This is a genomic window from Shewanella sp. UCD-KL21 (genome assembly GCF_001957135.1).
Taxonomy (GTDB): Bacteria; Pseudomonadota; Gammaproteobacteria; order Enterobacterales; family Shewanellaceae; genus Shewanella.
On record NZ_MPHK01000025.1, the window covers coordinates 1 to 14,153 of the forward strand.

At 42.8% G+C, this 14,153-nt stretch carries 9 protein-coding genes and 1 pseudogene; 1 reads left to right on the forward strand and 9 read right to left on the reverse strand.

Translation table 11 applies throughout. The features are described 5' to 3' along the window. Positions 1-797 (forward strand): annotated as a pseudogene (locus BM739_RS17465) (group II intron maturase-specific domain-containing protein); the annotation flags it as partial. A gap of 178 nt (positions 798-975) precedes the next feature. On the opposite strand, the gene BM739_RS20285 reads toward BM739_RS17465, so the two are convergent. From BM739_RS20285 to BM739_RS17515, 9 genes are all read right to left on the reverse strand, one after another. Continuing rightward, positions 976-1,128 carry a hypothetical protein gene (locus BM739_RS20285; RefSeq protein WP_175609546.1) on the reverse strand — a complete coding sequence of 51 codons (153 nt, stop codon included), beginning with the start codon at positions 1,126-1,128 and terminating at the stop codon, positions 976-978. Positions 1,129-1,542: 414 nt separating this feature from the next. Further along, positions 1,543-2,343, reverse strand: a complete 801-nt coding sequence (locus tag BM739_RS17475; RefSeq protein ID WP_076542935.1) for an alpha/beta fold hydrolase — start codon at positions 2,341-2,343, stop codon at positions 1,543-1,545. Positions 2,344-3,473: 1,130 nt separating this feature from the next. Next, entirely contained in the window at positions 3,474-4,778 is a 1,305-nt protein-coding gene (gene nagP / locus BM739_RS17485; protein WP_076542937.1) for an N-acetylglucosamine MFS transporter NagP, read from the reverse strand. A gap of 304 nt (positions 4,779-5,082) precedes the next feature. Further along, positions 5,083-6,294 (reverse strand): transmembrane glucosamine N-acetyltransferase NagX, encoded by a 1,212-nt coding sequence (gene nagX, locus BM739_RS17490; protein ID WP_076542938.1) that lies wholly within the window; start codon positions 6,292-6,294, stop codon positions 5,083-5,085. A gap of 3 nt (positions 6,295-6,297) precedes the next feature. Beyond that, the gene (gene nagA, locus BM739_RS17495) at positions 6,298-7,458 is read right to left on the reverse strand and encodes an N-acetylglucosamine-6-phosphate deacetylase (protein ID WP_076542939.1); all 1,161 of its coding nucleotides are present in this window, start codon (positions 7,456-7,458) and stop codon (positions 6,298-6,300) included. A gap of 66 nt (positions 7,459-7,524) precedes the next feature. Then, a complete protein-coding gene (nagB-II, locus tag BM739_RS17500; RefSeq protein ID WP_076542940.1) occupies positions 7,525-8,523 on the reverse strand; it encodes a glucosamine-6-phosphate deaminase NagB-II in 999 nt (332 codons plus the stop codon). Between the two features lie 121 nt (positions 8,524-8,644). After that, positions 8,645-9,556, reverse strand: coding sequence for an N-acetylglucosamine kinase (gene nagK, locus BM739_RS17505; RefSeq protein ID WP_076542941.1), 912 nt, complete (start codon positions 9,554-9,556; stop codon positions 8,645-8,647). A 286-nt stretch (positions 9,557-9,842) separates the two neighbouring features. Further along, positions 9,843-12,581 carry a family 20 glycosylhydrolase gene (locus tag BM739_RS17510; protein ID WP_076542942.1) on the reverse strand — a complete coding sequence of 913 codons (2,739 nt, stop codon included), beginning with the start codon at positions 12,579-12,581 and terminating at the stop codon, positions 9,843-9,845. Positions 12,582-13,254: 673 nt separating this feature from the next. Further along, the gene (locus tag BM739_RS17515) at positions 13,255-13,959 is read right to left on the reverse strand and encodes a SapC family protein (protein ID WP_076542943.1); all 705 of its coding nucleotides are present in this window, start codon (positions 13,957-13,959) and stop codon (positions 13,255-13,257) included. Positions 13,960-14,153: the final 194 nt, after the last annotated feature.

Below are 14,153 nucleotides of genomic sequence, written 5' to 3' on the forward strand. Positions count from 1 at the left end.
TGATGAGGGCACGCCACAAGGAGGGGTTATATCCCCAACCTTGATGCTAATGACCCTTGCAGGACTTGAGCAGCGCATAAAGTCTACAGCACTCAAAAAGGGTGCCAGAGCCAACTTTATTGGATACGCCGACGATTTCGTCGTCACTTGCGCTTCAAAGGAAGTGCTCGAGAACGATATCAAACCGTTGATAGTTGATTTCTTAGCGGAAAGAGGCTTAACACTCTCCGAAGAGAAAACGCATATTACCCACATCAGCAAGGGTTTTGACTTCTTAGGGTTCAATCACAGGAAGTACAAAGGGAAATTACTCATTAAACCGAGTAAATCCAATACCTTGTTGTTCTTGAGTAACCTGCGCGAACTCATCAAAAAGCACGCAACCATCCCAGTTAACGATCTTATCAAACTGATAAATCCAAAACTAAGGGGTTGGGCGAATTATTATCGTCATTGCGTTGCTAAACAAGTATTCGGTTATGTTGGGCACAAACTATTCTATACGTTATGGCACTGGGCAGTAAGGCGCCATCCAACAAAGTCTAAGACTTGGGTAGCCCTTAAATACTTCATCAACCGCAAAGGCCAATGGCAATTTCACGGTTGGCAGAAGGTCAAGGATATGGATTGCCAATTCAATCTATTCCAAATAGTCAAAGTGCCCATTGAGAAACATGTAAAAAATCCGAAATGCAGCTATACCATTCGATCCTCAATACCAAGAATATTTGGCTAGGAGAAAATCGAAAAGACAAGCTCGTAATTCTTGGAATGAACCAGCTCTCACTGCTTTATAAGTTGCTGGGTATCAAACGATACCTTTGTGGAGGCTTGAGCCTAGTGCAGTGAAAGTTGCACGCTGGGTTCTTAGGAGGGCGGCACTTGGTAACAAGTGTCGTCTATCCGACATAAACGAGTTACCCGCACCAGCTTTAAAATTCATTTATATTAGCTCAGTTACAGCAGGTCATCACTTCAATCTAACCCATTGCCTGCCGCAGGCTTTCGTGCAAGCATGACTGTGACACGCTGCAAGTTCATCCCTGAAAGCTCGGCCATGACGTTCATGTCATGGACGGTCACAGCCGCGCTTACACCGGGATTTTCATCTCTTCGATTTAACTTCATCAGTAACAAAATTTAAAAGCGTGAATGTTCAATATGAATTGAGGGCATCGAGAAAAGGCCGTGAGCTTGGCATGGATGCCAAGCTAGCTTTCGTTAGGCCACGGATGGCCTATCGGAAGCGTTAGGGCTTTTCGACAATGACCGAAGCAGTCTACAAACGAAGTTAAAATCTGGATCAATCCCCATCGAAAATTATGCGATTTTCAGCATTTTTCGTCGGGGTGCTGAGGGATTGTTAAGGGGACAAGCAGTTTCCCCCTTGACTCTGGTGTGGGCGAAGCACCACGACTTTGACTTGTTCAAAATAGCAATCTAGATTTTGGCCTAAAAAAAGAGAGCCTATTGGCTAATGCCGTTCACTTAACGTGAACGGCTTTCTTTTTTATGAATTTAACAGTGACACCCATAATAAGTTTATTGCAATTTATTCATTAGCAAGAGCAGTTCATTTACGACTAATTGAGGTTCATCAAATTGAACGTAATGGCCACTTTTTTCGGTCAAAACTGTGCGACCTTTAGGAAATGTACCAGCCCAATCTTGCCAATGTTTACCCCACATATTTCTAGCTCTCTCACTAAAGAATAAGTTTGATGGGTTCTCAAATTTTTTAGTCGATACAATAACGGTGACCGGCATATCTTTGATTTGAGGGTAATTGGGTAACGGTCGTTTACTCCAGAAATCTAAATAGTTATTAGACATACCTTCAGACATATCATTTAACTTAACTTCGGCAATCTCCCGATTTGCTCGCTTCAAATCAATATCACGCATAATATCAATATCATGTTCAGATGATGGCTCAAGCATTAGTAATCCTTTAATCTGCTGAGGATAGGCTACAGCGAAGTCCCTAGCAATATTCCCTCCATAGGAATGAGCAACGATAATGACTGGTTCTTTGATATATAATTTAGCGATAAGCTCTCTAGCATAATCAGCATAGTCGAGTGAACTGAAATGCCTTTTTATGCTTGTAGACTTGCCATTGCCTACCCTAGAGTATCGAATGACTTTGGCATGTACTGAAATTTGATTAAAAATGGGGTCCCAATCAGATAACCCCGCACTCGCACCAGACTCAAGTAAAACGGTATGCTTACCATCACCTAAAATTTCGTACTCAAGTTCAAAATCACTCACTTTAACAACCCCTAATTCAGCATGAACAGAAAATGACAAAGCAACACAAGCTAACGTGAAAAGTTTCAAATTTACTCCTTTAAATATTGAAATGATTTAAGCGGCTGTATGTAGTGGTACGGTTAATTAACTATTGGGGTCAGAGTAAACATTTTAGTAGCACATCATTGTTGATTGGCTTCTTCCTTAAATGGTGCTCTCCATTTTTTGTTCGAGGTTACCCAACTCCGCCCTAAGTGGTTATACTTTAAAGTGATATATAGTTTTACTTCAATTTTTACTTCATGAATATTAACTAGGTTTTGGAAGACCATTACTTCAATCTAACCCATTGCCTTTAGCAGGTGATGTATAGGATATACGAATCTCGCGATCACATGGTCAATGATGTTCCCGACATCATAATGACATTTTCCATATCCCTATGGGTCAGATATGAAAGAGCGACCTAATGTGCAGATATAACAGCGAGACGCTGGCTGTTGATTTTAAATCTGCATCCCTGACAGCTTGGCCATGACAAATAACATCTATGTTAAACAGCCAATTCGGCATCCATGCCTCTCGCTCAGAGCGTTTCACACAGTAAAACTTCGCCATATCGTGGTCAAATTTGTTCCATACAAATTTTGACATTCCCACCATCCATGGCCATCAGTAGTCACAGCCACGCTTACACTGGAATTTGCATCTCTTCGATTTAGCTTTATATTTTGCTACAAGTAAAAGTAAAAGAAAAAGTTAGAAAACCTAAAATTTGAAAGCCTAAAAGGCTCAATATGAATTGAGGGCATCGAGAAAAGGCCGTGAGCTTGGCATGGATGCCAAGCTAGCTTTCGTTAGGCCACGGATGGCCTATCGGAAGCGTTAGGGCTTTTCGACAATGACCGAAGCAGTCTATAAACGAAGTTAAAATCTGGATCAATCCCCATCGAAAATTATGCACTTTTCAGCATTTTTCGTCGGGGGGCTGAGGGATTGTTAAGGGGGACAAGCAGTTTCCCCCTTGACTCTGGTGTGGGCGAAGCGCCACGACGTTAATCCAAACGGAGTTTGAAAACACTAAAAAAACTTGCGTACTATATCTAGTTTGAGCGAAGCACCACGACTTTAGTTGGTTCAAAATAGCAATCTAGATTTTGGCATAAAAAAAGAGAGCCTATTGGCTCTCTTGATAATCCTGAAGGGGAGTAACAGGATTATTTCCAGCTTTTCATCTTATGGCCTTTTACCGCATAAAATAAAATGAATAGATAACATGGGATCATCACTAAGTAGCCACCTTGCATCCCTAGGGAGGTCGCTGAACTGGTTAAGCCCCAGAATACTGGGCCAAAAGCGCCACCAGCAATACCCATGATAAGTAGTGCAGAACCTGTGCTGGTTAGTTTACCCATACCTGATAAGGCTAACGGCCAAACTGCTGGCCAAACAATTGCGTTAGCCAAGCCTAAAAAGGCAATTAACAGTAAGGTATCTGGCAGTTGTGCGCCGCCAAATGGCACTAATACACTGTCAGAAATAGCCGTTGAGCTGCTATCACCAAATACAATACCAAAGGACAACACCACCCCAAGTATGGCGCTGATAAGTAGCGCATTAGGCTGAGATATAAACCGTGGAATACAAATAATCCCTAAGGTGTAACCCACTACCATGCATATCATGGTGTATGAGGTCATCACCCCATAGTTTTCAACCCCTAAGGTGAGTGCATACGTACCAATGGTATCGCCAGCTATTACCTCTACAGCCACATACACAAACAAGGCCACCACGCCAAGGGCTAAGTTAGGTTTTGCTAGTGCCTGTTTAATTTGACCTTTACTGGTGCCCTCTTCAGCTTCATCTTGTTCAAGCTCTGGTAGCGGTGATTTCTTAACCGCAAAGGCTAAGATACCAATGAAGATTGCCATACCTAAATACGGCAGAATTAAGCTGTTAGCCATTTCATCAATTTGAACCTGACTTAGGGTGGTGCCGACGCGATCTTTAAAGCTATCAAGGATTAATGCGGTAAATACCATTGGGGCAATAACGCCCGCGCCTTTATTTAAAATACCCATAACACTAACACGCGCTGCAGCAGACTCTTCAGGGCCTAAGCGAACCACATAGGGGTTAACAGCGGTTTGTAGTAATGTTTGCCCAGCGCCCATAACCAGTTGCGCTAGTAAGAACAATGCAAACACTTGGGTTTTAGCGGCTGGAATAAATAGTAACCCCGCCACCATCATCACACCCATACCCAGCGCCATACCATTTTTATAACCCACTTTACGAATAAGCCAAGCTGAAGGTAGTGCGGTAAATGTTACTGCGATATAAAAAGAGAATAGAATTAACGATGCTTGAAAAGGGCTTAACTGAAGGATTTGCTTTAGATATGGCATTAACGAACCATTAAGCCAAGTCGCAAACCCTAATACGAAAAAGAGTATTGCCACAATGGCCATGGGCACTATGCTGCTTTTTTGCTGACTATTATTCATTGTTGTTTCCATAAACCCTGCTTCTTATTGTCATTGATATTTCGACACTGACTTCCTACTAGTGCCCCATATGAGTCTTATTGTTATTGAGGTTTTATCAACACTTTAACCTGTCTATGTTACTGCAGGTCATAGGCGTTGTGCGTTTCATGTTAAAACATAAACACAGCAAAGACAACGCTGTCATTTTTATTAGCAACTAAAAATCATTGATCACACTACAAGCCCCAAAATAAATCTTGCATGCAGTTCTTAGTGACAGTCCTAATAAACAGCTCTTATAAACAGTTCTTAGTGACAGCTCTTAAAACAGCCTTTAGATGCGAATAAAAATTTTACGTTGATAAAGCCACAATAAAATTAACCATTGCACTGTCAGTAAGCTCAGTACAAAGAGTAATGGTTGCCAGTCTGCTGGGGTGGCGCGAATAAAGCCGCCCAATAAACTATTGGCTAAGTATTGCCAATTAACCAGACTAGACGCGATATAGATGATGATAGCGTTGGTGCCAATCACCACAAAAACAAAGGCCCATTTGTGCCATTTAAGTACGTCGATAATGGCGTAAAAAATGGCCAGTAAGATAATGCTCCAGCCACTGGTTACCAACACAAAACTGCTGGTCCATAAGTCTTTATTTACTGGAATAACCAAGTCTGACAGCCAGCCCAATGACAATAACACCGTGCCAATTATCACCATACTAAAGACTTTTAGCCATTCACCTGTAAGCCCCCATAAGGGCGGCTTGGCTTTAACAATATAATGACCGACAAACACACCGATTAAGCCATTGATCACTGCCGGTAGTGTGGATAGTACGCCTTCAGGATCTACGGCTCTATTTTGATAAGCGCTACCTGGTAGCAGTATTGAATCCACGTAGGCGTTAATACTGTTTTCGGCGCTAAAGCGGGCAAATGTTTGCGCTGATTGATTAGCAGCTGCTTGAGCTAACTCTGGGTTTTGAACTAGCCCTGGATATAAGGTGAGATCGGGATAAGGAAGGTATAACTGAATAAGCCCATAGCCAATTAATAGACTAATAGCGACAACAATTTGGGTTGTTAAGCTGGTGTGCCACACTAATATGGCAGCAAAAAACCATGCAAAACCAATTCGGGCTAATACACTGGCATAACGCACACTGTCGGGATCTGCTGGCATACCAACGCCCCAACCATGATTATAAAGTACCCCTAAAAAAATCAGTAACCCAAGGCGCTTAATCGCATGACGATACAAGGGCAGTCGCTGCTGCAGTGGTAGTTTATCTAAGCGTTTTGGTGACAGGCCTAAAGCCACACCGGAGAGGAAAATAAACAGCGGGAATATAAGGTCATAAAAGTTAAATCCATGCCATTGACTGTGGTGCATTTGGCCGTCAAACCAATTCCACCCTGCCCAGCCGGTTAATATAAATAATCCAGCAAATAGGCCTTCGCCGCCAAGGATCCAAAACATGTCAAAACCGCGCAGGGCGTCCAATGACATTAATCTTGGCTTCAAAGCGGTTTTAGTCGACATACATTAGCCTTTATCGCATCGGCTAAAAACCACATCGCCATTGATATAAGTTTGGTTAACTTGATAACGCGAGTTATCGTTTGCATTGGCAGCTAACAACACTAAGTCTGCGCGCTGACCTACGGCTATGGTGCCAAGCTTAGCTTGCTGTAGATACTGCGCTGGATATAACGATGCCATTCTAAGGGCTTCTTCATAACTGAGGCCAAGCATGCTGACGCTATTGTTAACTGCGCCAACCATATCAAGTACGCAACCTGCCAGCTCGCCTGATTTAGCATTGAGTCTATCACCTTGACGTATGACCTCGGTGCCAAACAGTTCAAAGCTGGCATCATCATCCAGTCCCACCGGTGGCATAGCATCGGTTACTAACATGATTTTGCCTTGGGGCTTAGCTTTAAGGGCAACTTTAGCGGTCGCACTGTGAACATGGTGGCCATCAACTATCAGTCCGCACCATGCTGCATCACTTTCTAGCGCTGCCCCCACCATACCCGGTTCACGGGAGCCAAAGCCTGACATTGCATTAAACAAATGTGTAAAGCCGTTAGCGCCAGCATTTAACGCCGCCAGCACAGTGTCATAATCGGCATTTGAGTGACCTAAGCACACCTTAACGTCGTTAGCGACTAAGGTTTTTATCACCTCAACTGAAACATTTTCAGGGGCTAAGGTGACCACTTTTATACCAAGATCTTGTCGTGAAAATATCGCCAGTTCTTCATCTGAAATACTGCGAATAAACGATTGTGGATGCACGCCTTTTTTAGGCACGCTTAAATGTGGCCCTTCAAAGTGAATCCCTAACACCCCTGCAGATTGCAGCTTAATGGCCTCGGCCACGGCATCAGCGGCTTGCGCCATCACTTCAACTTTATCGGTAATAAGCGTCGGCAGAAAACCTGTAGTACCAAATTGAGCATGTGCCCGACCTATGGTCTCAATACACTCAAGGGTTGGTGCGCTATTAAACAGTGCCCCGCCGCCGCCATTGACTTGAACATCAACAAACCCTGGCACTAGCGTGCCTTGTAAACGCACCTCTTTCGCATTCGATACTGAATCTAAGGCGATGATGTGGCCGTCTTCAATAGAGATCACCGCATCTTGATGAAATTGCTGTCCATCAAAAAAACCGCCTGCTATTAGGGTTTGTCTCATAATGTTCTCTTTATATTGCGTTAATCTTTAACAGCTTACTTCTTAATGCTCACAGTCGAGTCAAACTTATAGTGTTTGGGTGACTTTTTTCAACCCTTCTGGCTGATCAGGGTCAATACCACGGGCAACAGCGACGGCGGCGACATCGATATAAAAACGTTGTAGCAATGCTAATGGCGCAACACGCGGGTGTATTTCAGATGATGTTTGATTTAAATGCACCAAGTCTGCGCCACGTTGTTGTACGTTTTCGATTTGCTCGATATGGCTTTCATAAGACTCATCATTAATGCAGGCATCGACAATAGCGAGTTTCTTTTCAACTAAAGTCACCGGCCCATGTAAAAACTCAGCGCTACTGAATGATTCAGCATGAATAGAACAAACCTCTTTCATTTTAAGGGCGATTTCTTTAGTCACGGCATAACCTAAACCACGGCCAAGTACCACAAGGTTATTAACCCCTGCTAATGACTCTGGCGTTAGTTGCGGCGCGGCGTCAACTGCGGTTTGTAATGCACTTGGCATTGAATCTACTGCGGCGGCTAACGACTCACTTTGCGTCCACTCTGCGGTTAGTTGCACAATAGCAGATAAAGTTGCTAAGTAACTCTTAGTGGCTGCTACCGCTTTTTCTTCACCTGCGCGCAGTGGCAATACCACATCGACAATATCTTTAATCGGCGCGGTTTCATCATTGACTAATGCGACACAAAAAGCGCCAGCATTTTTTGCCATTCTGGCTTGTGCCAAAATGTCTGGGCTACGGCCTGATTGTGAAATAACAATCACTAAGCCGCCTTCAAGTTGTAAGCTTTTGCCATACACACTGGCAACTGATGGCGCTGCGGCAAAAGTTGGAATGCCCACTTCTATTTCAAATAAGTATTTAGCAAATACCCCAGCGTGATCTGATGAGCCACGGCCAACAATCATTACAAACTTTGGCTTAAAGCTACGAAGTTTTTCGCCTAGTTCTTTGGTTAAACCAGCATTAGCAGCCAGTTGCTCAGCGATTTTCTGCGGTGCTGAACGTGCTTCACGTTCCATAATTGTATTTGTCATCGAGTTAACCTTTTTAAGTTCAAGTTGATCCATTGAGGTATCAAGTTACTGAGCAGTGCATGGCGATGAGTTCTACCCTTAACACTGAAAATTTTAAGCAAGTTCAAAATAAAGCGGCGAGCTAAACACCCTTGCGGTTATCTGCGGCAAATTGTTGCTGCGCAAACAAAATAGCACCGATTTCCGGCGGTGATAGCGCATCTGCCACTTTGCTAGCCACATCAATGTCTAGCCAATGTAATAATGGCTCTGCTAGGCCGCCAATCATCGAAAAACGACTCGGATGAATGGCAAATAACTTTCTGGCCATATCACTAATATAACCCGCTCCCTGTTGCACAATATCAGTGGCAACCTCATCACCATTGTCAGCGCATAACAGCACAATACGGGCTAATTTGGCGTAGGTGCTTGAAGACTGCCCAGCAAGATGCTCGACAATGCCCATGGCATCATCAACATTAAAGTGGGCTAGTAATAATTTGGTTAATGCAGTATCGGCAGCAAAACCATCTAAATTCAGCAATACATGCTCAGCGGCTTTTTGGCCTAACCATGCGCCACTGCCTTTGTCACCTAATGCAAAGCCATGGCCACCAATTAATAAACTTTGATCGCCTACATGGGCAAAGCCACACGAGCCAGTACCGGTAATGATCACCGCACCATCATCGCCATTATGGGCACCGATACAGGCAGTATGTAAATCTGTGGTGAGGTACATTTTGGCAAACGGGTGTTGCCAGTTGTTCACTTGGTCAAATAAACGCGGCACATTCACGCCAGCAAGGCCGACACCGGCGATTAACTGCTGCGCATCACTTGCTGCTAAGTTTGCGTCTGCCAAGGCAAGCTTGGTTGATTCGATAATTGAATTAAAAGTTTGTTCTAGTCCGTGAAGAGGATTAGCTCTACCCGCTACACCAGTGCCAATCACACCTTTTTGTGGGCAAAATATGCTGGCGCGGCACTTACTGCCACCACCGTCAATTCCGATATAAAGCTGTGATTCATTTTGCTGATTAACGCTCATGACATCCCTCTTGTCTCTATTACCCAAGCCTTTTATAACTGATTTTTATAGGCTCTTTTGTAAGTTAACTTTATGTTACACCACAAATGACAGCGTTGTCATTTATTTTTTAAAGCGTTTATAAAACAAACAACAAAGTAACATTTAACCTGATGATTTATATTGTTTTTAACTCAATATTTAAATTGTAAAATCTGAGTTTTTTACTGTTTTGATAATAAAAAAGACGTTAATCATTTGATTAACGTCTTTTGTTTTAAGTTAACTGCGCCGCAATAAAAGCCAGCTACAGAAATAACGAGCGCCCTTTGCGTTTTCCTGATGCGGAAATTGCTCTTATCTCAATATTACCTGATACCTTTACAGGCGCTTGATATTCAAGCCATTGCGCTGTTTCAGCAGCGTTATTGTCACTATTTCCACTGAGTTGGCGATACTCAATCTTAAGCCCAGGAAAGGCAATATTCGCATAAAGCAACCCATCTTCAATTTTTGCCCCCACTGTTGGCACGCGATATTCAATGTTAGCCATATCTAACTTAGCCAGCTCTTTATGGCCTAAGGTATTTGCAATGTCATTCCATTGCTGTTGCTGCTGCTTACGCATGTCAGCGCTAAAATAGCCTGAGTCTTTATGATACACCGCGCCTTGATACTGATACGGCACTTCCCACTTTGCTTTATGCCAAGCTTTTTCAGCTAGCATTAGCAGTCGTGGAAACATCATATATTCAGCCACTTCATCACTGCGGATGGTTTCACTCCAAATTTGCCCCTGAATACCGCTAAAGCCTTTACCTGGTTGTAATGGCGCCGAGGTGACTTTACCTTGATCATCTTTTTTAACGCTATCGTCTGCTGTAAAGGGGTTATTTTCGATGTCATTCCACTGTTCAGCATTCGCAGGTAAGTTATCTGGCATAAAACTAAACAGTTTTTGACTGTTCAGCGCGCGGGTTGCCCAATAGTAACCATGCTCTTTAGGATCAGCCTCATAGGGGAAATCAAAGTACAACACTTCAGGGTTTGAAAGCACAGTATCCCAACCTAAATTAGCTTGGCTGTGGGCTCTTTGATAACCATGGTGTGAAATGACATCCCAAATATTGGTTTGTGATTTAGCCGGCATATTGTCTGGGTTAGTATGGCTCATGCCATCGCTCCAACCTGCAGGCTCAATGCCTTTAGCGCTGACCATATTGGCAACCCGTTCAATAAAGTAAGCGCCTAAATCATCAATAGATGTAACCCCTTTGTCATTGTTAGCGACAAAGTCTAAGCATTGTGGTGATTGCTTCCACGCCCCTGCTGTTTCATCAGCGCCAATGTGATAGCGTTTTAGCGGATGCCCTGCTTGTTGGTGCAATTTAGCAATTTCATCAATGACTTTATCGACAAAGTGATAGGTGGACTCCAAGCAAACATTTAGGGTGTTATCATTATAATACTGCACCGATGAATACACAGTGGTGTCATTGGGATCTGTCAGTAAATATTCATTTGCAGCTTTATTGTCGCCACTTGCCATCAACTTACGGTAGCGGGCATCCATTGATTTTATCGCTGCACGTGAGTGACCAGGCATATCCATTGACGGAATAACCTCCACTTGGCGGGCGCTGGCATATTGCAAAATGGCGATATAATCGGCTTTGCTATAAAAACCATTCACACTGGCATCAGCAAAAGGACCACTGCCCAGCTGCGGGATTAAGCAGGTGCTTTCGGTTAAATCATGACAACGTTTACTGCCAATTTCAGTCAGCTCTGGTAAGCCATCAATTTCTAGACGCCATGCTTCATCATCTGCCATATGCAGGTGTAATTTATTCAGCTTATAAGCCGCCATTTGATCAATTAAATCAAATATCAGCTGTTTACTATGAAAGTTACGGGCGACATCAATGTGCATACCACGAAAATCATAACGCGGCGCGTCATCAACAACCATAGTATTTATACTAAGCTCTTGGGTGTCGATTAATGCGGTAAGTGACGCCAAGCCATATGAAAAACCACTGTCGGTGGCGGCGGTAATGGTAATGCCGTCAACGGCCACCTTGAGCTGATAGGCGCCATCTAACGCCTGCTCGTTTGCTGTAACCTTGCTGTTTTTAACAAACGCTAACGACAAGCCGGTATCTGATTGGTTAACCCCAAGTCTGGCTAATCTCGACAAGGCTGCGGCAACGGCTGATGAGTCCACTTGCTGGTAATTAACCTTAATGCCTTGGGATAAGTCTACCGGTGTATTACTTGATGAAACACTAATGCTGAGCGGTGTTGGAATAATGCGATTAATAGCAGCCGCGCGATTAACTTCAAGGGCATTATTGGCTTCAAATAACACCTCAGCGCGGCTCCAAGCTAAGTTATCGGTTGCGGTTCTGCGATATTGCCTTTTCTCATCTGTAAAGGCTTCAACATAGGGTCTAACTTCCATGCCTGTTTCGGCATCAATACTTAATTGAGTGCTCGCTATCACGACAGGCTCTAAACCATCCACCACAATGTAATAGTTTGGCATAGGGTCAGTTTCAGATAACTGCCATAACTCGCCTCTAAAACCAATGCGTTGGGTTACGCCTGCGCTAAAGCCATTAAATTGCTCAGTGGGGGCGATTTTATGTAAATCACCTTGTACCCGAGTAATACTAAACTGTGGATTTAACACAGCTTGCACTGGCCGCATTTGACTGAAATAAATCGCCCAGTCGCCATGGGCAATATTCACTGGACTGGTTAAATCAATTTCAGCGATAAAACATTGCTCATCAGGCTGTGTTGCAGAGCAACTTTCTTCAGGGACATTGGTCACCATGCGATAAGTGACTTTTAGATCTGCAGCAAATTGTTTTAGGCTTGCTTGAGTCCAAGCGCTATCAATCACTTGATTAGCCTTATGTTGCAGATCTGAACCATTAACTGATTGAGCATCATCAGACGTAGAAGGAGCTGAAGAATACTGGCAACCCACTACGCCTATTGATAGTAATAATGCTGATGCAAGGATGGTCTTTTTCATATATTCCTCAATTTATCCCTAAATGATCATCTGATGAGATGCCGCGCGTTGACTGACTACTGACGTTAACCTATTTTAGCGAAATTACCGCAGCTAATTTTTAACGGCAACAGTATTTAATTGATTCAATTTATTAGTGTATTTTGCCTGTTCAACATTTATGTCTCGTTAACTGCTAGGTATTACCCTTACTAAGAAACGGGCAAAAAAATAGCTGGGAACAAAAATTGTACCCAGCTTATACTCGTTTCTGGGGAGAGACTAAAAGTATAAATTAATGCTATTTCGCCCGACCGAAATAGCATTAAGGCATGGATAATAGGGACCTATAAATTATCCATGTCGACCTTAAAACAACGATTCTCACACAAGCAATGACAACGCTGTCATTTGATAATCTACCGAATATAGAACCAGATTTCTACATTTATTTTATATTTTGATACACACCCGCAACAAGCGACATTAATAACAAGTAATAACAGTGACTTAATTGCTTAAAATAAGCTTAATTGGCTTAGCGATAATCAAGAATATTGCCATCTAGTGGCAAAGACAGGATTGAAAGAAGTGAAAGGCTTTAAGCTGAAGGCGCTTATGCTAGATAAGCCACTAATAAAAAAGGCATTATTCCAATAAAGGAATAATGCCTTAATAGGGCGATGCAATAAGATTAAGCTTTAGCCATGATCTCAGTGCGCGCTAGACGGTTAACTTGGTTTAACGATGCTAAATGACCGTAGATAGGACCTAGTAAGCCGCGTTTTCTAAGCTCTAAGTAATCTTCATCAGATAACTCATTTAATTTAGCTTCATCAATTAAGTATAAGCCATTGATGTTGCGCTTCTCACCCGCTACATCAACAGTCAATGTTTGAGTTGTTAGTAACTCTTTTTCAGCCAAGAAACCAAGAATATTGCGGCTTGCTTGATCTTGCTCAAAATGCGCGATTAAGGCTTTTTTGCGGTTTTCTAGGTAAGCAGACTCTTGCTCACCTTCAAATAATGCTTGGCCTTCAGTCTTGCTTACTTCAGCAGCTGACTCGCGAATACCAATCCATACTTTGTCTTTTACTTCTGGGTTAAGTACTAATCCTAGTGGATAGTCACGAACAACAGCTGGGATATAAAGCCCCTGCCATTTGCCGTCTTTGATACTCAAGTTTTGACCAGGCTTAAGACCTAACATAGCAACAGCTTGGAATTCACCGCTATCAGTGTTTTTAACGAATACAATTGGGTATTCTGTAGCTGCACGAGCAATCTCATGCAAAGTTACTGGAACAATATGTTGATCTGCAACGTGATCAAAATTAGTTGCGGTAATTTTTAAATCACCGTGCTTTGCGTGTTCAAGTAACGTAATTTGGTTAGACATCTTGGCTCCTTCAGGCGCTTCTAATCAATAATGATATACATAAAAATAGGGATTCAAATCCCTTTTGTTGTAAACTTTTGTTAGTAGATTAAAATAAAAAATCCCAAAATCTTTAGCTGGTGACTTATTATAAAGCCCACTATCATTCAATCTGCAGCTTACGTTACCGTATCAAGCAATAAAGTACCACTAGC

Coding starts and splice junctions, on each gene's coding strand:
- nagA (WP_076542939.1), bottom strand. CDS start 7,458: ATGAGACAAACCCTAATAGCAGGCGGTTTTTTTGATGGACAGCAATTT.
- nagB-II (WP_076542940.1), bottom strand. CDS start 8,523: ATGACAAATACAATTATGGAACGTGAAGCACGTTCAGCACCGCAGAAA.
- nagP (WP_076542937.1), bottom strand. CDS start 4,778: ATGGAAACAACAATGAATAATAGTCAGCAAAAAAGCAGCATAGTGCCC.
- nagX (WP_076542938.1), bottom strand. CDS start 6,294: ATGTCGACTAAAACCGCTTTGAAGCCAAGATTAATGTCATTGGACGCC.
- BM739_RS20285 (WP_175609546.1), bottom strand. CDS start 1,128: ATGAAGTTAAATCGAAGAGATGAAAATCCCGGTGTAAGCGCGGCTGTG.
- nagK (WP_076542941.1), bottom strand. CDS start 9,556: ATGAGCGTTAATCAGCAAAATGAATCACAGCTTTATATCGGAATTGAC.
- BM739_RS17510 (WP_076542942.1), bottom strand. CDS start 12,581: ATGAAAAAGACCATCCTTGCATCAGCATTATTACTATCAATAGGCGTA.
- BM739_RS17515 (WP_076542943.1), bottom strand. CDS start 13,959: ATGTCTAACCAAATTACGTTACTTGAACACGCAAAGCACGGTGATTTA.